Origin of the sequence: Pinibacter aurantiacus (genome assembly GCF_019130065.1) — a bacterium.
In the GTDB taxonomy this organism is placed as follows: domain Bacteria; phylum Bacteroidota; class Bacteroidia; order Chitinophagales; family Chitinophagaceae; genus Pinibacter; species Pinibacter aurantiacus.
On record NZ_JAHSPG010000016.1, the window covers coordinates 304388 to 329448 of the forward strand.

The 25061-nt window shown below is 41.8% G+C and carries 16 protein-coding genes; 11 read left to right on the top strand and 5 right to left on the bottom strand.

The window, feature by feature from the left end; all coding sequences use genetic code 11:
• The first annotated feature begins 6 nt into the window (after positions 1–6).
• Positions 7–672: a response regulator gene (locus KTO63_RS22365; protein WP_217794185.1), complete on the top strand. Its 666-nt coding sequence runs from the start codon at positions 7–9 to the stop codon at positions 670–672.
• A gap of 1173 nt (positions 673–1845) precedes the next feature.
• Here KTO63_RS22365 and KTO63_RS22370 read toward each other — a convergent pair.
• On the bottom strand, positions 1846–5889 hold the full coding sequence (locus KTO63_RS22370) for a hybrid sensor histidine kinase/response regulator transcription factor (RefSeq protein ID WP_217794186.1): 4044 nt from the start codon (positions 5887–5889) through the stop codon (positions 1846–1848).
• Positions 5890–6286: 397 nt separating this feature from the next.
• Between KTO63_RS22370 and KTO63_RS22375 the strand changes: the two genes are divergently transcribed.
• From KTO63_RS22375 to KTO63_RS22400, 6 genes are all read left to right on the top strand, one after another.
• Complete coding sequence (locus tag KTO63_RS22375) at positions 6287–9418, top strand: SusC/RagA family TonB-linked outer membrane protein (RefSeq protein ID WP_217794187.1); 3132 nt, start codon at positions 6287–6289, stop codon at positions 9416–9418.
• A 19-nt stretch (positions 9419–9437) separates the two neighbouring features.
• The gene (locus KTO63_RS22380) at positions 9438–11216 is read left to right on the top strand and encodes a RagB/SusD family nutrient uptake outer membrane protein (RefSeq protein ID WP_217794188.1); all 1779 of its coding nucleotides are present in this window, start codon (positions 9438–9440) and stop codon (positions 11214–11216) included.
• Positions 11217–11477: 261 nt separating this feature from the next.
• Positions 11478–12680, top strand: a complete 1203-nt coding sequence (locus tag KTO63_RS22385) for a glycoside hydrolase family 88 protein (RefSeq protein ID WP_217794189.1) — start codon at positions 11478–11480, stop codon at positions 12678–12680.
• A 9-nt stretch (positions 12681–12689) separates the two neighbouring features.
• On the top strand, positions 12690–14135 hold the full coding sequence (locus KTO63_RS22390; RefSeq protein WP_217794190.1) for an alpha-L-fucosidase: 1446 nt from the start codon (positions 12690–12692) through the stop codon (positions 14133–14135).
• Between the two features lie 110 nt (positions 14136–14245).
• The gene (locus KTO63_RS22395) at positions 14246–15508 is read left to right on the top strand and encodes a DUF2264 domain-containing protein (protein WP_217794191.1); all 1263 of its coding nucleotides are present in this window, start codon (positions 14246–14248) and stop codon (positions 15506–15508) included.
• Positions 15509–15623: 115 nt separating this feature from the next.
• Positions 15624–15842 carry a ribbon-helix-helix domain-containing protein gene (locus KTO63_RS22400; RefSeq protein ID WP_217794192.1) on the top strand — a complete coding sequence of 73 codons (219 nt, stop codon included), beginning with the start codon at positions 15624–15626 and terminating at the stop codon, positions 15840–15842.
• A 56-nt stretch (positions 15843–15898) separates the two neighbouring features.
• On the opposite strand, the gene KTO63_RS22405 is transcribed toward KTO63_RS22400, so the two are convergent.
• Positions 15899–16396: a quercetin 2,3-dioxygenase gene (locus tag KTO63_RS22405; RefSeq protein ID WP_217794193.1), complete on the bottom strand. Its 498-nt coding sequence runs from the start codon at positions 16394–16396 to the stop codon at positions 15899–15901.
• 205 nt (positions 16397–16601) lie between these two features.
• Between KTO63_RS22405 and KTO63_RS22410 the strand changes: the two genes are divergently transcribed.
• From KTO63_RS22410 to KTO63_RS22420, 3 genes are all read left to right on the top strand, one after another.
• Positions 16602–17666 (top strand): TlpA disulfide reductase family protein, encoded by a 1065-nt coding sequence (locus KTO63_RS22410; protein WP_217794194.1) that lies wholly within the window; start codon positions 16602–16604, stop codon positions 17664–17666.
• A 204-nt stretch (positions 17667–17870) separates the two neighbouring features.
• On the top strand, positions 17871–18200 hold the full coding sequence (locus tag KTO63_RS22415) for a type II toxin-antitoxin system RelE/ParE family toxin (protein WP_232373292.1): 330 nt from the start codon (positions 17871–17873) through the stop codon (positions 18198–18200).
• Entirely contained in the window at positions 18190–18510 is a 321-nt protein-coding gene (locus KTO63_RS22420) for a helix-turn-helix domain-containing protein (RefSeq protein ID WP_217794195.1), read from the top strand. The genes KTO63_RS22415 and KTO63_RS22420 overlap by 11 nt, the downstream gene beginning before the upstream one ends.
• Positions 18511–18575: 65 nt before the next feature.
• Here KTO63_RS22420 and KTO63_RS22425 read toward each other — a convergent pair whose 3' ends face one another.
• Complete coding sequence (locus tag KTO63_RS22425; protein WP_217794196.1) at positions 18576–19616, bottom strand: DUF6340 family protein; 1041 nt, start codon at positions 19614–19616, stop codon at positions 18576–18578.
• A 130-nt stretch (positions 19617–19746) separates the two neighbouring features.
• Here KTO63_RS22425 and KTO63_RS22430 point away from each other — a divergent pair, with 130 nt between their 5' ends.
• Positions 19747–20358, top strand: coding sequence for a hypothetical protein (locus KTO63_RS22430; protein ID WP_217794197.1), 612 nt, complete (start codon positions 19747–19749; stop codon positions 20356–20358).
• A gap of 345 nt (positions 20359–20703) precedes the next feature.
• Here KTO63_RS22430 and KTO63_RS22435 read toward each other — a convergent pair whose 3' ends face one another.
• The gene (locus KTO63_RS22435) at positions 20704–21816 is read right to left on the bottom strand and encodes an AraC family transcriptional regulator (RefSeq protein ID WP_217794198.1); all 1113 of its coding nucleotides are present in this window, start codon (positions 21814–21816) and stop codon (positions 20704–20706) included.
• A 307-nt stretch (positions 21817–22123) separates the two neighbouring features.
• Complete coding sequence (locus KTO63_RS22440) at positions 22124–24937, bottom strand: TonB-dependent receptor (RefSeq protein WP_217794199.1); 2814 nt, start codon at positions 24935–24937, stop codon at positions 22124–22126.
• Positions 24938–25061: the final 124 nt, after the last annotated feature.

Sequence of the window (25061 nt, forward strand, 5' to 3'; positions counted from 1 at the left end):
TTGTCTATGATTAAAAAGGTATTAATAGCCGAAGATCAGGAGTGTGCCAACATGTCTTTGCAAAAGGCGCTGGAAGAGCTTGGCATTACTGATATTGACTATGTTTATTACTGTGACGACGCGCTTGCCAGCATTCAGAGAAGCAAGCACAGCAATGAATCTTACGATCTTTTGATTACCGATCTCTCTTTTGAAGAAGATGGTCGCCTGCAAAAAATAACGGGTGGTAAGGAACTTATTCAAGCGGCAAGACAAGTGCAGCCGGATCTTAGGGTTTTGGTATTTTCAGCAAGCCGGGAAGCAGCCACTATTGAAACGTTGGATAAAACGTTAGACGCAGATGGCTATGTACGCAAGGCCAGGAATGATGCAAAAGAACTGAAAGAAGCGATTGACAAGATATCAAAGAATCAGAGGCATTTCCCCCGGTATATCATTGATCTTGTAAAACAAAAGAACGCACATGATTTTACACGGTTCGATATAGCCGTTATCTCATTGCTTGCACAGGGAACTTTACAAAAAGATATCCCAGCCCATCTTCAAAAAAGCGGTATTAAACCTTCTGGTCTGAGCAGTGTAGAAAAACGACTTAACCTTATGAAAGAAACTTTTGACTTCTCAAAAAATGAACAGCTGGTTGCTTACTGCAAAGACATGGGGATTATCTAATCCTGTTTTTTGCAAAATAAAAATTCGTTTACGGATTCCCGTAAATAATAGCAGTTCAAAGCTTATACTTTTGACATGTCCCTAAGCAAAAAGAAAGAGTTGTTTGAAGCTGTTTTCTGCTGCGTTTATACGACTCTTTTGCTCAGTTAAATTTATAGGAAAAATTGAAATGAGATTTATTCTGCTTGCAGATTTGCAGTACAGTAGCATTAGTAGAATCAACTCAGAGAGGATACAAGTTTGTGTTTTTTTTCATCTAATAGGTTTGTAGGGCCTGTAAACAGCGAGAGTTTGCGGGCCCTTTTTTATGTTGTATTTTTCTCGCGCTGTGCGAGATGTTCCGCAGGGCATCTCTAACGGTAGATAAGGGATTTAAATCTCTTCTTATTTGGGGTTCAACATGCTGCCCTTCGGACCATGTTGAATAGCCTCGATTGCCTCAGCTGGTTGCTTACTGCAAAGGCATGGACATTATTTAGTTCAAATTTTACAAAACAAAAAAAACCTTTACGGATTCCCGTAAATAATAGCAGTTCAAAGCGTATACTTTTGACATATCCCTAAGCCAAAAGAAAGAGTTGTTTAAAGCTGCTTTCTGCTGCGTTTAAACGACTCTTTTGCCCTGGCCAATTTATAGGAAAAATTGAAATGAGATTTATTCTGCTTGCAGATTTGCAGTACAGTAGCATTAGTAGAATCAACTCAGAGGTGATACAAGTTTGTGTTTTTTTTCATCTAATAGGTTTGTGGGCCTGTAAACATGCGAGAGTTTACGGGCCCTTTTTTATGTCTATATTTGTCGGTAGATTTGTTTTCAACATTGATGTCTAAAATCATTAACTAAACAATATATCGGTGATTCCCTTTTTTGTGTTTATTTTAATTATTCTATTTTTTATCAGAATATATTTTTTTGATTTAGTTAAAAGACAAGATTCAAAGGCAAAATTCGTGGGTTCTTTAGTTCGAAGGTATTTTTCATTTGACTACTTACTGCCTTTTGACTTAGAAGACAATGATCCAGAAACTATCGTGAAAAAGAAAAGAACAGGAAATAGGGTTTTGTACGCATTTTATATACTACTAGTGCTAATGATATTGATTATTGTTTTTGGTCCACAATCTTGGTTATAGAATATTTACAGCATCTCGAATATCATCTACTTCGAAAGCTTACTCACTCACTTCATCAGACTGAATAAACTCACTCGGTGTTTTACCAAACTGTTTTTTAAACTCTTTGCTGAAGTATTTTCTATCGTTGAAGCCTACCATCACGCTTACGTCAAACACTGTGTATTGGCCTTGCTGTAATAATTGCGCTGCTTTTTTAAGGCGGATCATCTTGGCGAAATCATTAGCAGACATATCGGTGATCGCTCTTATTTTTTTATACAACACAGATTGGCTCATCATCATTTTTGTTGAGAGCAATTCAACGCTAAACTCCGGATCATCCATGTATTGTTCTATTACGGCAATCAACCTGGTCAGGAATTGTTCATCAACCGTGTTAATGACAACGTTTTGCGGCTGGAGTACAAATTCTTTGCTAAACTTCAACCGCATTTTTTCCCTTGCTGCCAGCAGGTTTCTTACACTTAGTTCAAGGACCTGAGTGCTGAATGGTTTGGTAAGGTAAATATCTGCACCTGTATCCAATCCCGTAACCTGGTCGCTTTGCGAACTCTTTGCGGTGAGTAGTATCACCGGAATATGACTGGTCCTTTCATCGGTCTTTAATTTTTGACATAGAGTAAAACCATCCATTTCCGGCATCATTACGTCGCTGATGATGAGATCTGGTATTTCCTCCAAAGCCGCTTTTAAACCGTCAACACCATTAACACATTCGATAACATTATATTGATGCAAACACTCTTTGATCAGGTTTCTCAACTCATTGTTGTCCTCGGTTACCAATACATTGTAACGTTTTTCTTCAGCCTCTGCAACAATTGTGCGGGCCGCCGGTTCTGCCTCCGTTACAATAGGAGGTGTTTCAATGGAGCCAGAAATATTTTGCAATTCAGCTATTCCAAAATGTTCACGGCCCTTCAAAAGTGTAACAGTAAAGCAGGTGTGACCTTCCTGTGTTTCAGTAGCAGGAGTGCTTTCTACCGTGAGGCTTCCGTGGTGCAATTCTATAATGGTCTTGGAAAGGGCGAGTCCAATGCCATAACCTGTATTTTGCGAGTTGCTGTCATTCACCTGGAAATAATTGGTAAATAATTTATCGAGAAATTGAGGTGCAATGCCTTTGCCATTATCGGTAATATGAATTTCAACTTTGTTGCTTTTAGTTTCCACATGCAAAGCAATAGTGCCGCCGCGTGGAGTAAACTTAAATGCATTCGTCAGCAAATTATAAATCACCTTTTCTAACTGCTCTTTATCAAAATAAAGATTGACGGCAGCTGCATCATGAACAAATGATGCCCGGATGTTTTTTGCAAGTGAAACATCTTCGAACGAGGTGTAGATATCATTTAAAAATGCAATCAGGTCGTGGTTGGCTATCTGAAGTTTTAAGTGATGTGATTCTGCTTTTCTGAAATCCATTAACTCTGTCACCAATTTCAACAAACGGTTGGCATTCTTTCTGGCATTGTCCAGGTGATGCTGCAGCACATTATTGTTGGCATTTTCCTGCTGCATTTTTTCTATCGGTGCCATGATCAGCGTAAGGTGCGTGCGAATCTCATGGGAAATGTTGGTAAAGAAATTCAGTTTTATTTCGTGCAATTCCTTATCCCGCTCCAGCAATGCCCTGATGTAAAAGAAGCGGACAACAAAGAAAACAATTGCAGCAACGAACAACGAATATAACAGGTATGCCCAACCGGTTTTCCAGAAGGGGGGGAGCACTGTTATTTTCATGAACACCGGCTTGCTCCATACGCCATCATTATTTGCACCTTTTATCAGCAACGTATAATTGCCTGCCGGCAGATTGGTGAACGTAGCCGAAGGAGTGTTGATCTCCGTCCATTCTTCATGCACCCCTTCAAGTTTGTAGGCGTATTTGTTTTTGTCTGGCCGGATGAAATTCAGCAGCGCAAATTCAATGGTGAATGTATTTTGTTGGGATGAAAAGCGAAGCTGGTCAGTCAGGCTAAGGTCTTTCTGTAAGATCTTGAATCCGTCGTTAATAAGCACAGGCGTGTTGAAAACCTTCAATCCCGTAAAAACCAGTGGAGACGCTTTGGTGTTGCGTTCTATTTTATCTGCAAAAAAACTGGTCAGCCCTTTCATGCCTCCAAAGAAAAGCTCACCGTTCTTGTTTTTGTAGAAAGCGTTGTTGTTAAATTCATTTCCTGCCAGCCCATCGCTGGTGGTGTAGGTTTGAAAAGTTTTTGAAGCGGGGTCAAATCGCGCAAGTCCATTGCTGGTGCTTAGCCATAGTTGGTTCCTGTCATCTTCCAGGATTCCAAGCACGTTGTTATTAGGCAATCCATTTGCCGTTGTGTAAACTGTAAAGTTGTTTGCTGTTTTGTTGTAAAGAGCGAGACCCTCGTTATAAAGCCCGAGCCAAATATTTCCTTTCGCGTCTACAAGAATGCAATTAATATTGGGTGAAGCGTTCTGATTGACGGCAAAGGGCTTAATCGTTTTGGTTGATTGATCAAAAATAAACAGACCCTCCAGCGCACCGATCCAGATGTTTTGTTCCCTGTCTTCCGCCAAAGCACTGATGTTTTTAGCATCCATGTTTTTCAGCGCGGCTTCATAGCCTATGGATGTAAGATTTGTTCCGTCTCGCTTAAACACTTTTAGTCCGGCGTGGCTGCCAACCCAAAATCTGTTTTGGTTGTCTTCGAAAACCACTTCTACTTCTGAGTGTTTTCTATTCTCGTCGTTTAGATAATATTTGAATTGCCTTTGTTTGGGATCAAAATAATTCAAGCCGCCGCCATGCGTACCTACCCACAAATTTTTGTCCTTGTCAATAAAAACTGTTTTTACCAGGTTGGAGTTTAAACCGCCTTGTACTCCGGGAATATTTTTATAAACCGTAAACTGTCCGTTGGTTCTGTTGTAAAAGTTCAATCCACCGCCTTCCGTGCCTATCCACAGATTGCCGTTTTCGTCTGCCGCAATGGAACTCACCACATTATTGCTGATACTGGATGCGGAGTTTTTGTGTTGCCAGGCAGTGAAGGGCGCTGTTACGCGGTGTGTTATATTTGCTCCGCCAAAAAAAGTACCGATCCATACGGAACCATTGGCATCTTCAAAAATGCTATGTATTGAATTCTGGCTAAGGCTTTTTTCATCCTCCGCATTGTTTGCCAGCGACTGCATTTGTTTGGTTGCAGGATTCATAATGCTTATCCCTTCCTGCGTGCCAATCCACAATTTCCCAGACTGGTCCACCACCAGCGACCTCACATTATTATTAATAAGACCATTTCCCGAAGGTTGGGTTCGGTAGCAGGTGAATTTTCCGGTGCCGGGGTCAAAACAGTTTAAGCCATTTATGGTGCCTATCCACATTTTTCCCTGTCTGTCTTCTGCAATAGATTGTACCAGATCATCACTTAAAGAGGAAGGATCGGACGGGTCGTTTTTGAATGCTGTTGTTATGTACCCACCGGAGGTTTTGCTGAGATGATATAGACCTTTAAATGTTGCGAGCCAAAGGCCATTTTTCGAATCTTTAAAAATTCGTGTGATGCTGTGTGCTTTTATATCAGGCGAAATTCCTTGTTGAGGTGCCTGTATAAATTGATTGGTTGCGGTGTTTGCGCAAAAGAAAAGTCCCTTCGAGGTCCCTAACCAAAGTTGCCCTTTTTCTCCCTTCGCGAAACAATAGATCTCGGGCTGTTGATCTTTGTTGCCCGGTAAATAAATCCGTTGAAATGAATTTGTACCGGCGTCAAATTTATTCAGTCCCCTTGCCGTGCCTACCCAAAGCGTTTTTTCCTGGTCGAGAAAGAGCTCGTTGATATAATTGTTCGAAATAGAGCTGCTGTCTGCAGGTTCATTTTTATAGACTTCCACATGATAGCCATCAAAGCGATTCAGCCCATAACGGGTGCCCAGCCAGATGAATCCCCGGTCATCCTGCGTAATGCACAGCACAGAATTCTGGGACAAACCCTGCTCAACGGACAAGTGATCAAAAGAAATTTTCTGAGCGCCTGCCGGGATGCCTGGAAGAAAAAAGGAAAGCAATCCAATAAGATAGAGTAGGGAACATCTGCTAACTAACATGCCTGTAATAATAGTGTAGTGAAGGTAGTTGAAAATTGAATGTAGAGACAAGGCAATGCCTTGTCTTTGATTGCGACATCGATCTGCCTGTTATTTCGACAAGACAAGGCAATGCCTTGCCTCTACTTAACTATTTCTTAATGCCATGGTAATCAATGATTAATATTTTTTCATTTAGTAAAACAGGATTTTACCCCTTTTAAAACGGAATCTTCACCCCTGTCTTTGTTCATATCAATAGAAATTTAAAGCACCAACTCATCAGAGTTTTTCAACTTAAAACTAATCTAAAATGCGACTGACCAAAACTTGTTGTAGAGAGACAAACTGGCGATTGCCCGCCGTGAAAAAAACTCCCTTCCTGTTGGCTGTTGTTTTCTGTTTTCAAAAACAAACAATGGCAGTACCGGGACACCTTAACCTCCCTTATAATAATATAGGGAACCAGGTAAAATCTCCCACAAAATCTATTGGCGGAAAAGTAACCGACAATGCCGGCAAACCCCTTGCCGAGGTATCTGTATCGGTAAAAGGTTCCGGCCACGGAACAACCACGAACGCGGATGGCGTTTTTAAAATTGACGCAAACAAAGGGGACGTTCTTCAATTTTCATTGGTAGGCTACCCCGCTGTTACTATTACTGTTGATGACAGGACGAGCTTCAGTGTAACGATGAAACCTGAATCTGCCGGCTTGTCTGAGGTGGTAGTGGTTGGCTATGGTTCTCAAAAAAAGGTAAACCTTACCGGAGCCGTTGCGCAGGTCACAGCAAAAGAAATTGAGGGCCGTCCGGTTGCCAATGTTGGCCAGGCACTGCAGGGTGTTATTCCTAACCTGAACGTGACCAATAGTAACGGAAGTCCAAATGCTACGCCGTCACTGAACGTAAGAGGTGGTACTTCATTTACGAAAAACAGTAGTGGCGACTTTGTCATTCAGAATGGTTCGCCTTTTACGCTGGTTGACAATATTCCAATGGACATTAGCCAGGTTAACCCTGAGGATATTGAGAGCATTTCCCTTTTAAAAGACGCTGCTTCTTCTGCCATTTACGGAGCAAGGGCCGCCTACGGTGTATTGTTGGTGACCACTAAAAAAGGAAAGAAAACTGACAAGCCAAGTATTGCTTATTACAACGACTTTCAGTGGAACAAACCTGCGGCGATACCTGATCTTTTGAACGCGTACGAAATTCAGGACGCGCTGATCAAAGCGCAAAGCTTCACAAATGGTTCAGCATCTACCGATATGATTACCAAGCTGGCGGCCATAAAAGCTTATATGGACAATCCCACAACTGCATCGCCTTATATCATGAGCGTGCCGGGCAATGATGCGAGCAACATCATTTGGGTGGCCAACCAAAATCCTTACAAAGAAGCGGTGAGAGCTTCTTCTCCGATGCAAAAACACAACCTGAGCTTGTCCGGTGGTAGTGAAAAATCTACTTACTATGCTTCACTCGGCTACCTTGATCAGGATGGTATATACAAGCTGAATACGGATAAATTCAAGCGCTACAATGCAACCTTCAATTTGTCCTCACAAGTGACCAACTGGTTCAAACTTGATTTCAGAACCAATTATTATAATACCACTTACACGCAGCCCGTTAACCCGGATGGCAAAGGCGGTTGGTGGAGAGCTCTTTCGCAGGAGCCTGAAAGAAACGTGAACATGCCGCTGCATGCTCCGGCCAATGCGCCTAACAATATGGGTGGCATGTACACCGATAACATTTTATCGTTCATGGATTACGGTTCATCGGACAGGCAGAATACGGAGAATTTATTGCTGGGCGTTTCTCCTTCCATAAAGCTGGCAAAAAACTGGAACATTAAAAGTGATATCGCTTATACTTCTAACACCTATTCAGAAAAACGAATTATACCAGAACTAAAAAGAGTGGAAACCAGCTGGTACTCTACTACGAATGTGTACACCAGCCCAAGCTCTGTTTACAAGGTATCCGACCACTACAACCAATACCTGGTGAACCTTTATACAGATTATAGTTACTCACTTAAGAATCACAACTTCTATGCGCTGGCTGGCTTAAACCAGGAATGGTACAAAGACAATTACCTCGATGCAACGGGCAATAACATGATCACACCTTTTGTGCCGGTAATTGATCAAACCACCGGGCAAAGAAACGCAAGCGATGGAGAAAGCGAATGGGCCGTGCGTGGCGCGTTCTACAGATTCACTTACAATTACAAAGGCAAATACTTGCTGGAATCAAATGGCCGCTACGACGAAACTTCCCGCTTCCCTTCCTATTCAAGAGGCAAGTTCTTCCCCTCAGTTTCAGCGGGATGGAGAGTGTCTGAAGAGCACTTTGCCGAAATTATTAAACCAGTGGTGACAGATCTTAAACTACGCGGTTCTTATGGCAGCATCGGTAACCAAAATGTGGCCAATTACATTTATGTACCTTCTTACGGCACCACTGCGCAGGTTAACCAATTGTTTAATGGCATACGGCCAGTTGGTATTACCCCGCCCGGATTGGTTGATCCTAACATTACATGGGAAACAGCATCAACATTGGATTTCGGACTGGACGCGACTTTCATCAATAAGCTTGACATGCAGTTTGATTGGTACAACCGTACCACCAAAGACATCCTTGTAGATGGTTCCAAATTGCCCGCTGTTTTGGGCGCATCTGCACCAACACAAAATTCAGGTGAATTGAAAACGAAGGGCTGGGAGTTCTCACTTAAATGGAGAGATGCGACGAAAGGTGGTTTCAGATACGACATTGCTTTTGTGTTATCCGACTATCAAACCACTATTACAAAGTTCAACGGCAACCCTAACAACCTGCTAAGTACATTGTATGTGGGGCAAAAAATGGGTGAGATCTGGGGATATCAAACAGACGGTATTTTCCAATCAAATGATGAGATAAGCAAGGCGCCAAGCCAGAAACAACTTTACTCCGGCATCCTTTATCCGGGAGATGTTCGTTACGCTAATTTGAATGGAGACAGCATCATATCTCAGGGCGCCAACACGACCACCGATCATGGTGATAAAAGAATTATTGGCAACAGCACACCGCGTTTTCAATTCGGAGTTAACAGTAATTTCTCGTGGAAAAACTTCGATCTGAATATTTTCTTCCAGGGTGTAGGCAAACGTGATTATTGGGTAGGTGATAACCTGTATTGGGGAGCTATCGCAGGAGGAATTGGTACAAAACAAGTGTACAATGATTCATGGACGCCAGAAAACACCGGTGCTTTTTATCCTGCGTACAGAGCAGCATCGCAAAACATACAGGTGCAAACAAGATACCTGCAAAATGCAGCTTATATCCGCCTGAAAAATTTCACACTCGGATACTCAGTGCCCGCAAAAACAATCAGACACATTGGTTTGCAAAAGGTAAGAATCTATGCAGCCGGTTACAATGTATGGCAGTATAGCAAAGTGCCAGACGTGTTTGATCCTGAAGTATTGAGCGCTAATTATCCAATGATGAAATCTTTTGCCTTTGGCCTGCAAGTAACTTTCTAACACACAAAAATCATTATACATGAAATCGAAAATATTAGCCTTAATCGCTTTTTCGGTTATTCTTTACAGTTGTAATAAAAATTTCCTGGACAAGTATCCATTGGATAGCATCAATGATGGTAACTACTGGAACACAGAACAGGATCTGCAGCTGTATAACAATAGCATTTACCCTAATTATATTGTTGGCTTTGGATACGGCTTTGGAGATGCTACTATAGCCCCTTATGGCTACACGCAGGCAGCTATTGCCTATGGGGACGTGATATCTGACAATGCTGCTCCCAATTCCTATTCGCTTGTAGCAGCCAACAAATACATAGCCTACCTGAGTGGAGCCAGTGGTTCCGGCGGATGGAACTTTGCGAATATCAGAACGCTCAATTTGTTTTTGGAAAATTTCAGAAGAACAAAAATTCCCACTGCCACTCAAAACGTATACGGCGGCGAAGTGTACTTTTTTAAGGCATGGGACTATTTTGAAAAAGTAAAACTTTTTGGGGATGTGCCCTGGCTCACAACAACGCTTACTACCACTTCTCCGGAATTGTATGCTGCAAGAACACCGCGTGCGGCAGTAATGGACTCTGTTCTGAACATTATTGACACGGCAATTGCATGGTTACCGTCAAAAGGTAAAGAGCAGACCGATCGCCTTAATAAAGACCAGGCGTTGTTCTTAAAAATGCGTATCGGACTCTACGAAGGCACTTATAGAAAATATCATACAGAGTTAAACCTCGATGGTAAAAAATTCCTTCAGGCGGCAGCAAATGCATGTGAGCAGTTAATGGGAGGCGCTTATTCCATAGTTAAAAAAGGCGACGCATCACAGGTATACAATTCTATGTTTGCCCAGTATACATACAAGGGCAACGCTGAAGTGATTTTGTCTAAAGAATATTCAGAAAGCCTTCAATTGGGCGTTGCGTTCAGTCGTTATTTCGCACAGAACTTAAGACACCAGTTTGGTGCAACCCGCAACTTCATGGATGAATATTTGTGTACAGACGGTCTGCCCATTTCATCCAGTCCGCTTTTCTTGGGAAAAGATTCTATTCAACGTGAGCTTCAAAACAGAGACCCACGCTTGTCTCAAACAGTGTGCAATTTTGGTGCGTATTGTTTGGCAGTGGGCGTTTCGCAAGGAGCAAACAATGCGCCTAAACCAAATATCCCGGGCCTTTCAGGCAACAAATGCCCTACCGGTTATCGCTTGGCGAAATGGTTCCTCAACGATCCTGTAGATTGGAACAGGGTTACCAATGGCATGCAGGCAGCACCGGTATTCAGGTATGCAGAAGTATTGCTTGATTATGCAGAAGCTAAATTTGAATTGGGTGAGTGTGATCAGGCAGTGGTTGACAAAACCATTAATGCGATAAGGGACAGAGTAGGAATGCCCCACCTCCTTGTTACCACTATCGCTGCCGATCCGGTATTAGACGGCAACTATGCCACTTATTGCGCTTATACTCCTGCTCCTTTGCTGCGCGAAATAAGACGAGAAAGAAGAGTAGAAATGGCTTTTGAAAATACAAGATGGGATGACCTTATGAGATGGAAAGCCGGTCGTTTCTTAGAGATACCGGTTGAGGGAATGAAGTTCGTTCAATCACAGTTTCCAACAGTTAAGATCAATTCAGATGTTTACTTAAGTAGCGGTGGTTACTTGCTGCCATATGCGAAAACATTGCCAACGGGAAGAGTATTTGATGAAAAAAAACAGTACCTGTTTCCGATTCCTGTAGAGGATATAACATTGAACCCGGCACTGAAGCAAAATCCGAACTGGTAATAATAGTTTTTCTCATGGTGTTTGTTAGGAGAGGGCCCCGTGGCTTTGGTCGGGGCCCATTTTAAAACATGGAAATTTTTGATGTTAATGCCCTACGGGCAATAAAGTCCATTGGTATTTATTTCTATTGATATTATTTCCCTACGGGAAATGCGTTGCCCGTAGGGAAATAATATCAATAGAAAAGACAGTAACAGTTACAACATTGCCCGTAGGGCATTAATGTCAATAGAAATTTAAAACGAATCCAATTATTGAGTAATGAAAAAAATAGGTTTGATGATGGTTGTTGTGGTAAGCGTTTTTGCAGGCAATGCGCAAACAACCGAAAGCAGAACAAGAATGGCTGAGTTAGTTCGCGAAAATTTTAGTCTTGCGGATAGTCAATACCGCTACATGATGACGCAAATTCCGGCAAATGAAATGCCGCAGTCTTACGATGAAAAAAATAAAAAGTTGCTCGCCAATGACATCACATGGTGGTGCAGCGGTTTTTATCCCGGCTCACTTTGGTACATCTATGAGCAAACAAAAGATGAAACGATAAAAAAAGGAGCAGAGACTGCACTCGATCTCATTGCGCCCAATCAAACCTATACAGGTAATCACGACCTGGGTTTTATGATGTTTTGTAGCTTCGGCAATGCTTACAGGCTTACACAAAATGAAAAATACAAGAACATCATCTTCCGCTCCGCTGAAGCTTTATCAACGCGTTACCGCCCGTCCATTAAAGCCATTCAGTCATGGAACACCAATCAATATTTTAAATGCCCTGTTATTATTGACAATATGCTGAACCTTGAAATGCTGTACTGGGTGAGCAATAACGGTGGAGATGGCAAATACAAAGACATTGCTATTGCACATGCCAATACTACTTTGAAAAATCATTTCAGGCCAGATTACAGTTCATACCATGTGATTGACTACGATCTAAAAACAGGTGGTGTGATTCGCAAGGCAACATGGCAGGGGGCTTCTGATAACTCATCGTGGGCGAGAGGACAAGCATGGGGTTTGTACGGTTATACAATGATGTATCGATTCACAAAAGACAAAAGCTATTTAAAACAGGCATGCAATATTGCCCGGTTCATTTTGCATCACCCCAATTTACCTGCGGACAAAATACCTTACTGGGATTTTGATGCGCCTTTTATTCCCAAAGCAAAACGTGACGCTTCTGCCGCGGCTGTTATGGCTTCTGCATTGCTCGAACTGGCGCAGTATTCATCAAAAGAACAAAGCAAAGAATATCTGTCTGCAGCAGAAACAATTTTACAATCTTTGTCAAGCGATACATATCGTTCAAAGTATAAAGAGAATGGAGGCTTCCTGTTAAAACACAGCACTGGAGGCTTGCCGTTAAATTCTGAAATTGACGTGCCGCTTATCTATGCAGATTATTATTTCCTTGAAGCATTGAAAAGATATAAGGATTGGTATTTACAAAACGTTTAATCTACTACTATGATGGGAATTGACCGATACAGAAATAACATAAAATCACTTACACATTTTTTGTTCGCAGGCTGCTTATTAGCGTCCGTTAGTTTATCTGCGCAGCAAACAAAAGTCCTTCAGCATGGGGCACATCGCGTTGGCAAAAGAACAGATGCAGAAATGGCCACATGGCGCGGTTATGGTCTTGGGCAGTTCATTCACTGGGGCGTATATTCATTGTTCGGCGGCGAGCTGAACGGAAACTATTACAACGGCGCCGCAGAGTGGATTCGATCGTGGAAAGATATGCCGCACGGCGTGTACGATTCAGCTTATAAACAATTTAACCCTGCATCATTCAACGCAACACAATGGGCGAAGATGGCAAAGCAAATGGGCGTGCGCTATGTTACCTTCACTACCAAACACCATGATGGCTTTTGTCTTTGGCCAAGCAAATACACAGATTACACCATTGCCAACTCGCCTTACAAAAAAGACATTGTAAAGCAAGTGGTGGATGCGTACTCCAAAGAAGGCATTGATGTTTATCTCTATTTTTCTGTCATGGACTGGCACAATCCAGACTGGCGTTACGATCTGAAAACAAAGGAAGATAGTGCCGCGTTCGAACGCTTCAAATTATTTACGAAGAATCAATTGACAGAATTGCTGCAACAATATCCTCAAACAAAAGGACTTTGGTTTGATGGCACCTGGGATAACAGCTGGAAAAAAAGCGGCGCATTTACAGATACGTTGGAGCAATATTTGAAAACACTACATCCTGGTTTGATCATTGGAAGCCGCTTTCGCGCAGATGAATTTGGCAACAGGCATGTGGATGCAAACGGCGTGCTGATGGGCGATTACGAGCAGGGTTGGGAAAGAAAAATTCCAAAGACCTATGCAGATGTTCATGGCAATGATTGGGACTGTGTAATGACCATTCCTGAAAATGGATGGGGCTACCAAAAAAAATGGCTCGGGCACTGGAAATCCACAAACGAAATATTGGAGATGACCGCACAATGCGTTTCGCTTGGAGGAAATTTCGTTCTTAACTTCGGACCCAGAGCTGACGGTACTTTCAGGCCTGAAGAAGTAACGATCGCAAAGGAAGCCGGAGATTGGATGAAGATCAACAGCGCTGCCATTTACAATTGCGAATACACCGGATGGGAAAAGCAGGACTGGGGTTACTACACAAAGAAGACCGGAGAAAACAAAGTGTATATGATCGTTTTCAATGTGCCCGTTTCTGGAAGTTTAAAAATTAAACCTGCAAAAAATACATTGGTTGACAAAGCGTATTTATTAACCGCGCCAGGCAAAAATTTGTCTCTCGAAAAGCTGGATTACGGAGCGTCGTTTATTCATGTATCTTCAACAGGATACAAGCAACCTTTTGTTATTGTACTGGAAACAAAAGAAGGCAGCGAGAAGAGCGACGAACAAAAAGCAAAAACTTAAAGCGAGTTGAGAGTGGAGAATGGAGAGTTGAGAGTTAGTTTTAATAGTGCTAACTGAAGTGTCGACTCCTACTCTCCATTCTCAACTCTCCACTCTCAACTTATAAAAAAATGCAAAGAAGAAATTTCCTCAAATGGTCTTCCTTACTGGGGTTTGGCGGCATTATTCCCGGACAAAAAGTATTGGCAAATGATAAAATTGATTTTTCCCAACCTTCTAAACAAAACGACAGGGAGTACTGGGTAAGCTTGCTGGATAAAATAGCAACCCCAGTTTTAAGCAATATGAGCAAAGGCGAGCTTAGGAAAAACATGCCGGTAGTTTACAGTCCTATTTGGGACAACAGAAACAAACAGGTGGCTTACATGGAGGCGTTTGGACGCCTGATTGCAGGCATCGCACCGTTTCTTGCGTTGCCGGATGACAACACTGCTGAAAGCAAGATAAGAGAACGTTTACGTGAACAAACTTTGCAAAGCCTTGCACATTCAGTGAATCCGCAAAGTCCTGACTATTTGTTTTGGGGCGATGGCAAAACGCTGCAACCCATAGTAGATGCGGCACATATCGCACAGGCGCTGTTGTATGCACCAGATGCTTTATGGAAACCATTAAGTGAAGAAACGAAGCAACAGTTTATTCATGAATTCAAGACAATACGCCGCATCAAGCCATTCAACAATAACTGGCTTTTGTTTGCAGCCATGGTTGAAAGCTTTTTGTTGAGCATAGGTGAAGAAATTGATACCGCAAGAATTGACACGGCCATTGACAAAGTGAACGCATGGTATGTAGGTGATGGCTGGTACAGCGATGGAGATAAATTTCACTTCGATCACTACAATGGTTATGTAATGCATCCCATGATGGTGGAGGTGTTGAAGGCGAATGTTGAAAAGGGTAGAAGGGCTAAAAAAGAATTTGATGTTGCCTATAAGAGAATGCAGCGTTATGCATCTTTCCAGGAAAGGTACATTTCTCCTGAAGGTACCTATCTTGTCGTGGGTCGTTCTTCCACTTATCGCGTTGGTGCTTTTCAACCACTGGTGAAACTGGCACTGGAAAATAGTTTGCCTGAAGGCATCGCTCCTGCGCAGGTGCGTTGCGCACTCACCGCAGTAATGAAAAACATGTTCATTCCTTCCACGTTTACAAAAGATGGATGGTTACGACTAGGATTGATTGGTGACAAACAGGAAAGCCTTGCAGATTACTACTCTAACACAGGAAGTATGTATGTGACCTCACTGGTGTTTCTCGCATTGGGTTTGCCATCCTCACATGAATTTTGGTCAGCACCATTTACAGAGTGGACGCAGCGCAAAGCCTGGAGCGGCAAGCCGTTTGCGAAAGATTATGCGGTGGATTATTAAAACCACAAAAAAATTGAAAGCTCGCAATTTTGCGGGCTTTTTTATTGATGAACTGTTTCAAAAATAAACGAGCAAAAGTTGCTAATTTTTATCAATTTTATCCAAATTCAAGATCATGGGGAAGGCAACTAAAGGGCAATGCAAAAATATCAGTGAAGTGATACGTGTAGGATTTCGACTTTTAGAAGAAGAGAATCGGGGTGCGACTGTGAAGGAAACAATTCAGGACGGGATTAACAGTGGCATTGCGAAAAACTTTGACCCCAAAAAACACTTAGAAAATTTGAAAGCTGGAAGACGAAAAAATACTAAATATTTTCTGGCAAGGCGCTGACATCCAAAAGAAGGCCCACAGCCAAATATTTTTGGGCTTCTTCCGTATATAACACTTTATATTTTAGGTACAATCCTAACGCCAAGCGCTTCATTTATTCGCGCTTGTTTCTCAAAAAAACCTTCCGGTAATTTGTCTGTTAGCGGAGCTAGTTCAAGCCTTTCTGCTCTTCTGCCGCAGGCAATGAACATTTCTTCAAAGCCGCCGGGTGTAATAAGCAATAATGTACTTGCAGTTTCTGAGATCAGATTAAATGTATGCGGAACATTTTTGGGCAAATGCACAAAATCACCTGCCCTGCCAATAATAGTCTGCTCGCCGATTTGAAACATAATTTCTCCTTCCAGGATATAATTGCTTTCGTCTTCGCGTTCATGTACATGAAGCGGGGGGCTAAAACCTTTACGCTGCATGATTTTTAAAAGACTGAATGCCCCATTTGTCTCTTCAGAGCTGACAAGAACAGTCGCGAGGTTCGGACCGTACCAGTAGGAGCGTTCCAGGTGTTGTTCGATTGGTAAATGCAACAAATGTTGCGTCATCACATTGTTCATGGTCGTGTTTTTGTTTGTTTGCAGTTGCTGCCATGCAAAGTAGTAAGGGATAATTTCTTGTTACAGTGTAAGAAGTATCACTTGTTATTTGGTTGGTATGAAGTGTTCTTTCGCTTGCGTAAAGTGTTTTTCAAAAAGAGTTGACATTGACAATAATAAACTTATGGCTGTCGTTCTCATCGTGTTCTTAAATTACATTTACCATATGAGATACTTTAAAATTAGTTTGATATTCATTTTGGCCTCGTTTGCTTCTTTTTCTCAAAGCAAGACATTTGAGATTTTTGGAACCATTAGCGGCAAGTACAATAGCAAAATGTATCTCTTTTTTGATGGTAACTACAAGCAACGCGACAGCATTGTCTCCGAGATAAAGGACGGCAAGTTTTATTTCAAGGGCAGTGCTCCCATGCCCGCCCAGGCAAGGCTGCATATGGATCAGCGGTCTTTCATTCGCGACATCTATATAGACAATAGCAAGACTTACGTTACGTGCACAACCGAAATGAAGATTAATAAGAGCGATCTTGACACAACGAACGAGCTTACTGTAATTGACGTTAAGGGATCGGCTGCTGACAAATTAAAAACTGATTTTGAAAAGTGGCTGGAAAACTTAAAGAAATCAAAGGCATCTAAAGAAGAACAAAGTGACGCATATTATCAAAAGCTTACTGCTTTTATTAAAGAACATCCGAAAAGTAAAGTTAGTCCCTATCTTTTGGGCAAAGCTTCCATGCTGTCTTATTCACAGGTAAAAAAGTTAAATGGATTGATTGACAACTCTCTCGATAATACTTTTGAAACGAAAAGCGTCAGCACATTACTGGAGCAGCTTGACAACTCTGCAAATCTGGCGATTGGATTATCGTTTCAAGACGTGGTTTTAAAAGACAGCAGCGACCATGACATTGACACAAGACAGTTTAGAGGTAAGTATACTTTAATTGTATGTTGGGCTTCGTGGTGCAAACCTTGTCGATCAGAGCACCCCGAACTAAACAATATTTATGAAAAATATAAAGGCAAAGGGCTTGAGATGGTGGGCGTTTCCTTTGATACAGACAGAGATAAATGGAAAACCGCAGTTGTGAAAGACAAATTAAATTGGAGACAAGCAATTGATCCGAAGGCCTTTGAAGGAGCAATGGCAAAGCATTATACCATACAGGCAATTCCTACAAACTTTTTGCTTGATAAAGACGGTAAAGTAATAGGAGAAGGATTATCAACGAAAGAAATAGAAGAGATGATGGGGCATCTCCTTTGATGTCAGGTCTTCTCCCGAGGAAAGCACATTTTCTTGAACCAATGCTTGTCTAGGGGAATCGCAGTTAGTGTCGAGCATTACATCGGTAAGATGTACAGTTCCTTAACACGGATGCGCGTTTTTTAATAAAAATTTGTTTCCCAATCAGGAAATTTTTAATTTTGACTAAACCTCCTAATCAAACCAAACTTTGATGTCGAATTATTGCCAGATGCAGTTGATTTTTTAGAGAAACTAGACGACAAAACAAGAGAAAAGATTTATTACAACATCAAGAAAGCTCAGTTCGTTAATGATAATGAACTTTTTAAAAAGCTTAACGACTTCATCTGGGAGTTTCGGACTTTGTATAAGAATAAAGCATACAGACTTTTTTCATTTTGGGATAAAATAGACGGAAAAGACACACTGGTTGTGGCAACTCATGGCATATTGAAAAAGACACAGAAAACGCCAACCAAAGAAAGTAAGAAAGCAGAGGAAATTAGAAAACTGTATTTAGACAAAAAGAAAAAAAATAGCTATGGCAAATAAGTTCAAAACTGTTTCGCTAGACACAATGGTGGATAAACATATTGGTAAGCGCGGAACTGAAAGACGTGAAGCGTTTGAAAACGAGTTGAGAATTGACTTGTTGGGACTTGCCATTAAGCATGCAAGACAGGAACGTAACCTGACACAAGAGCAACTGGGTAATCTTGTGGGAGTACAGAAAGCTCAAATTTCTAAGATCGAAAACAGTGTTAAGAATGCCAGATTTGAAACTATTTTGAAAGTATTTGATGCGTTAGGGGCCAAAGTGAATTTTAATGTTGAATTGAATAATAAAAAGCTTGCTTACTAAAAAGTAAGCGAGCCGGTTAAAGTACGGGTTCGCACTCAACTCGATGGCCGTGCTATCAGCGCGAGTTACTGAGCACTCGTGAGCTGATAGTTCAACAGATCTTCTTCCCTTTTTCTTGAGCGTAAAATATTAAGATACGTAAGTGCTATCTTAACGTTATAATCTTCGTATGATTTCTGCGCCCATTGTATCGCACCATCAAGGTCCCCATTGATTTCACAGATGATTGCCATGTTATAGCAACCACGGCCGGCCACTTTGCGGTCACTGCTGGCACTTTCTTTTTTCCATATATCGGCGGCACCATCCCAGTTTCCTGATTGCGCTTTTCTTTTTGCTATCTTGAAATTTTCATTACCTCTCACAAAATAATCGCGGTAAACCCGTAACCAATACGGCACAACGCGTGATGCATAGATTGCGCCGCCTTTGTTACCTGCATCTTTTACTGCCTCTTTTCTTCCTGCAAGCGCCGATGCTGCTTCGAGTGGATTGATGCCAGAACTGGCAAAATTCAGGGACCTGCCCACAATAAATTCATCCAGAATGGTCTTTGTAGCGGGATCATAAATTCTCCATCCGCTTTTTAAATTCGTAGCAATATTTACGTTGTGATTCAGAACGGGAATGCTGGTGGTGCCAAGCTTAAGATTTGTTGGAGTGCCGGAATAGGCAATTTGCGTCTGTGCATCAAACAGCTCCAGTGAAATTAAAATATCTGTATTGGACCGTTGACAGATCTTTTCTACCGAATCCCAGGCCAGGGCATTTGGAAAAGTTCCGGCGCCAAATGAGGTGAGCTTATAGTCCAACTTTTTGATGGCATTAAACCGGCCATTTCGTGTGAGCTCGTCGTACAGGCCCTGTAGGCTGGATTGTGCTCCGGCAGCCTGCAGTCCTTTTGTTTCCAGTGATGCTCCTTTATGAAGTATGTCAATTACTTTGGATTCAGAAGCGGCTTCTGTTCTGTCCACAATAGCAACGGCGCCTACTTCCGGGCGAATGGTAACCGGTGCGGGAATTTTTACACTCAACGACATTCTGCTGGTCGAACTACAGGAATAGCAAACGACTACAAGTAGTAAAATGTAGAAATATTTTTTCATGGGTCGAGATATTGGAATCAGGATATAACGTTTTTTTCAGGGATTTATTACAGGCTTTTCGCAAAACCGTATTATTGGTGCAATAAGTATTTCTTAAATTCGGTTATACAACCCTGATCAGCGTTTCAATATGACCAATATAAAATCCCTCATTACAATTTCATCATTACTGGTTTTGAGTATCTTTTCAATAATAAGTTCCGGATGCAATTCCGGATACCGGTGCGTAAAAAAAGAGTTCAGGCATTCATTCAAAAATGAAACAAACAGCGATAGCCTCATTCATTTTGATGGTTATTACTACAGATCTGACTATAATGCCAACGGCAATTTTTTAATGTTTTATAAGAATGGATTGGCGGCTTATCGTTGCTTGAACAATTTTGCTTATGATTCAATCCGTTTAAACAGAACTGCTCAGCCCTGCGGCTTATGGGGCACGTATTCTATGTCTGGGGATACTATAAAAGCAAGGTATACCGGGCACGGCACTTTCATGGTTCCTTACGGACCTTTTGAAATGCATTTTCTCATTAGAGACAAAGAACATTTTGAAGTCATTTATGATAAAGAAATCTGCTATCCCGAAGGCAGTTCTCAACCAGTTCATTTTGTTGCCACTTATACACCCAGCGACAAGCTTCCCAGATATCAGGATTGCTGGCTTTTAAAGGAGAAGTGGTTTTGGAAAAATGAAAATGACTGGAAGATGTTTATGGACAACACAAAAGGTGAAAAATAGTAGCAGCGTTTCTCAATGACAAACCTATAGAGCAAATTGCCGGGCAGTGCCAGTCATCTATTCTGATATATTTAATGAGATATCAAGTAGAGGATTTGGTAATAAGGGTTTCAATTATTTCTGTTGTTATAAAAACAGACAAAATGTTTTAGTAATGCAACCAATTATCGTAGGTTTCAATCTATGCTTCTGACAAAGTTAAAGTGCCATTTATGACTAATGGCTTAGGGATATGACACTCTTTTTCTAGAGAGTGTTTTTTTGTATCAATAAGTAAGATTGGAATGTTCAGCGTTAAATCGTGATTGATATTAGCGGCCTTAAAACTAAAAGCCCGCTGTTCTTTTACCTGGCCGCTCTCCCCACTTCTTCCAACAAAGACTTTGGAGGTACTCCATAATATTTTTTGAAAGCCTGCGAAAAATGACTCGACGATTTGAAACCCAGTTCGAAGGCAAGATGGGTTATTGACACCGTGTTCCCTTGAAGGATCGATCTGGCCTTTTCCATTTTCACGTCCAGGTAATACTGGTAAGTTGTTTTGCCTATTACTTCCTTGAACTTCGATTTTAGCTTGCTTTTGCTAAAGGCAACCGACTTTGCAAGATCAGCAAGACAGAGATGTTGCGAGTCTGCATAAGTATCAATGATTCTTTTTATTTCCAGAATCTTGGCAACGTCATTTAAGCGTGTATTGTTTTTTGACCTTTCCTTTTTCTCGGAAATGCGTTTTACAAACAGTGCAAGGATCTTTAAAATATTTCCTTTCAGAAAAAGCTTTTCAGGAATAGAGGAGTTTTTGTCGAAGTTGATTATTTCCTGCACCAGCTCATACTTAAGCTGTCCTATGTTGGTTTTAAGACTGCGGGAAATAATATATAGCTGATCGATACGGCATTTTCCCGCCCCGCTGTTGGTAACGTCACATTTGTGATGACTGTCTGGTGCCAGTATGCATGTGTCGGTATTCGCCTTTCTCACTACACATGAATGAGAGGGTGAATTTTTATCCCAAAGAAAATTTTGAATGTATTCTTTCGACATTGAAATAATGATCGATTGAAATCTTGCTCCTGCTTCCAACTGAAATGATGAAGAGGTGTCCGATACACACCAGGCAAGGCTGGAGTTTAGCGTGCCACCAATTTTTGAGGCCTTCTTGTTCAATAAATGAACAGTCTCCGTTGGACTGCAATTGATATGCATGGAATAGAAATTACTTTCCGTATGAGCCAAACGTTCCACGGTGAGTGCTACGTTAGAGGTGAGATTGAAAATAGTGATTTCAACATCCGGTCCCAGCTGATGGTAGGAGCAAGTACCTGAAGCTATTTGTTCAGGAAACACAATTCTGTTATCAATAATAGAGATGTTAGCGGACAACTTTGTGTTCATATTATTCACAAAGTCTACCAGCCATTCGCGGCCGATTTGTTTCTTAGTAAACTGCACTTTCATAATAAATCAATTGATAGCCATTAACGTTCAGTCAAATGGCATTTAATAACATTTATCAATAAGTGCATTTATGACAGCTTAGGGGAATAAAGTAAGCAAATGTATACGGGGAGGGTTAACTTCCTTTTCAGAATGCGTCAAAGTTTTTTCTTAATCGGTCTTTTTTTGGGAAGGAGAAAATTGAAAATTGAAAATTGAAATTTTTATTTGAGTGCTGTTGTTGATTGTCGTTAGTAACCGGTTGCCGGCAGCCTGTGCGATAGACTTACCGCACCAACCACCGGTAACTGGATACCAAACCTAATCTCTAAAATTTAAAATACAGTTTCGCATACAGCCTTCTTCCGTTAAAACCCATTTGAACGGGGTCCCAGGGACCACCGGCTTCACCATCGTAGGCAGACATGTTAGCGCCCTTTACAATGCCGAGATCAGGATGGATGTTGAAAATATTATCGCAGCCGATGGAGGCTGAAATAACTTTTGTGAATTTATAGGTTGCGTACAGGTCGCTCACAAGTTTGCCATTGTAATTGAATTGCTCGGGCACAAGCTCTCCTGTTTTATCCAATGCCACTAATGGAGGGTAAGTGTTTTCGTAGCCATAACCGAGTATTACGACTTTGCCGAAAAAAGTTTGGTATGTACCAACACGGAACCTGTTGCCATACTCAACGTTTAGGCCAAGTTTTACAGGAGGCGCGGAGGCCAGCACATATTTTTGCTCGCGGTCACTGAAGAAAGCCTGCTGATGGTCATAAGTGTCATTCAGCGCTGTAGGTATATTGATCTGGTCAATGGTCATGTGCTGGAAGTTTCCGGCAAACACCACTTTCAGACTGTTCTTTTTAAATGTTTTATCATAATTTATAACGACGTCCAGTCCGTAGTTGGTGGTGTTTACTGCATTTGCATAGAATTGGGCCTGCGCTACATTTAATTCTTCAAGAATAGGCGCTATTGCCTGAACAGAAGTATCAAACTGACCGGTCAATACCACTCTGTCTTTGATCTTCACTAAATAACCATCAACTGTTACTGTAAAATTCTTAGCCAGTTTCCATGAAAAACCCAGGCTTGCATTGAGTGATTTTTCCTGGTTCAAATTTGGAATGCCTGCCGCTTTTGTAATCGGGCTATAGTTTGGAGCAATCTTTACTTCAAATATTTTTCCGCCCTGCACATTCGTAAATGTGTTGCTGAAATTGATTTGTTGTAGTGATGGGGCGCGATAGCCTGTGCTTATAGAACCGCGAATGTTCAAACTGCGGGAAACTTTATAACGTGTATCAAATTTGAAAGTAGCAAGCGAACCAAAGTCGCTATAGTTTTCAAACCTTACAGCGCCGCCTATCAGCCATTTTCTTGTAACATCTAATTCGCCATCTACATAAATACCAAGATTATTGCGGTGAGCCTTTACTTCATCTCCCGGCTGAAAGCCTGGGAAACCCTGTGCTCCTGCGCCTACTGTAAACTCGTCGCCATCCGCGTTGATTACAGTTTTGTCGGGATCGAAGTTTTTATACGAAGCCTCTTCGCCCGCATAAATTTTATATTGCTCATAACGGTACTCACCACCGAAACTAAAAGTAAAGCCATTCATTATGGTAGGGAAATGCTTGCTGATATCAAGATTCAGCGTGTTTTGCAAAAATGAGAAACCGCCATCATTAAAACGGTTCCTGTTTTTTCCTTCTGCGTTTAACGACGCATTGAATGTTTTTTGACCATAATAGTGAAAATCATTTTCGCCGATTGTATTACTTATGTCCCAATCCCAGCCTTTTCCAAATATGCCTTTAACGCCCGCAGAAAGTGAGGCATCGGTAATGTGCACATCTATCAAAGGATTGAAAAAGATCTCACTGTTCGGGTCGCCGGGATTTACATAGTGCATGATATCTGGTACAAATGCAAGATTGCCGTTTGCATCTGTAGGAAAGCGGTCTGGCCGTGCAGAAAAGTTTCTGGAATAGGCGTAAGCGTTAGATTCCTTGTAATTATATCCTCCAAAAAAATAGGCAGTCGTTTTGGTATGAGCGATTGGGATTTCTGCGTTCAGTAAAAGGCCCCCGCTTCTTACAGAAGCATCACCGTTTGCGCGGCGACCGGTATTTACAGGAAGAGCTTTGTCGTTTGTGGTAACATTCGTGTCCGGCACTTGCCTGAATGTTTTTCCCTGTGTAAGGAAATTAGCGCCCAGATTCAGATAGCCATTGTTTTTTCCTAAAGGTATGCCGTAGTCAAGTCCAAGCTTGAAAGCGCCGCCGTCAATTTGGTGGCCCGTTACATATTCATTCGGGGTAACTGCGTTTAGCGAGTTGTATTTGTGATCATCATACCCTGCCCAGCCCGCACTTACATTAAGATGTTTGACATCTTTTTTCAGAATGATATTGATTACGCCCGCAATGGCGTCAGAACCATATTGAGCGGATGCACCATCGCGCAGTATCTCCACACGGTCGATGGCTGCTTCTGGAATAGCATTTAGATCGGTTCCGGAATTACCACGGCCCCTTGTGCCAAAGAGTGCCACGAAAGCCGTTTGGTGCCTTCGTTTTCCGTTTATAAGCACCAAAGTCTGGTCAGGGCCAAGGCCCCGTAAAGTTGCAAGATCAATAGCATCTGCACCGTCGCTACCGCTTTGCTTGTTATAGTTGAAAGAAGGTGCAAGAACATTTAACAGAGAAGTAAGATCTGTTTTCGCGGATACCTGCGTTGCACTGTTTACGCTGATCACATCAACCGGAACCGGGGTTTCCGTCCGGATGCGGCCCCCGCTGCGTGAACCCACCACTACGACCTGGTTAAGATCGGTAACGGCGGTTTTCATGGCGACATTTATTGTAGACTGCCCCTTAACGGAAATAGCTTCTGGAGCGTAACCTGTATATGTAAATTCAAGAACATCGTTGCCGGCGGCTTCAATTGAATATACCCCCTGTGCATTGGTTGAAGTGCCAGAGCCCGATGATTTTGCTCTCACAGAAACTCCCTGCATAATTTCATTAGTAGAAGCGTCGGTGACTTTGCCGGTAATTTTTATTTTTTGGGAAAAAGAAGGTAACGCACTTACTAATAAAAGTGCCGTTGCGAGTTTGGCCAGTATATTCATAAGCGTTGTTTAATGCAGATATATATACAAAAAATCAGTTCCTTAAGTTCACCCGAAGCCCCTGATTCCGCCTTCATCCTTAAACTTCGCCTCGCCAGATCAAATTGTTTATGGGTAAATAGCT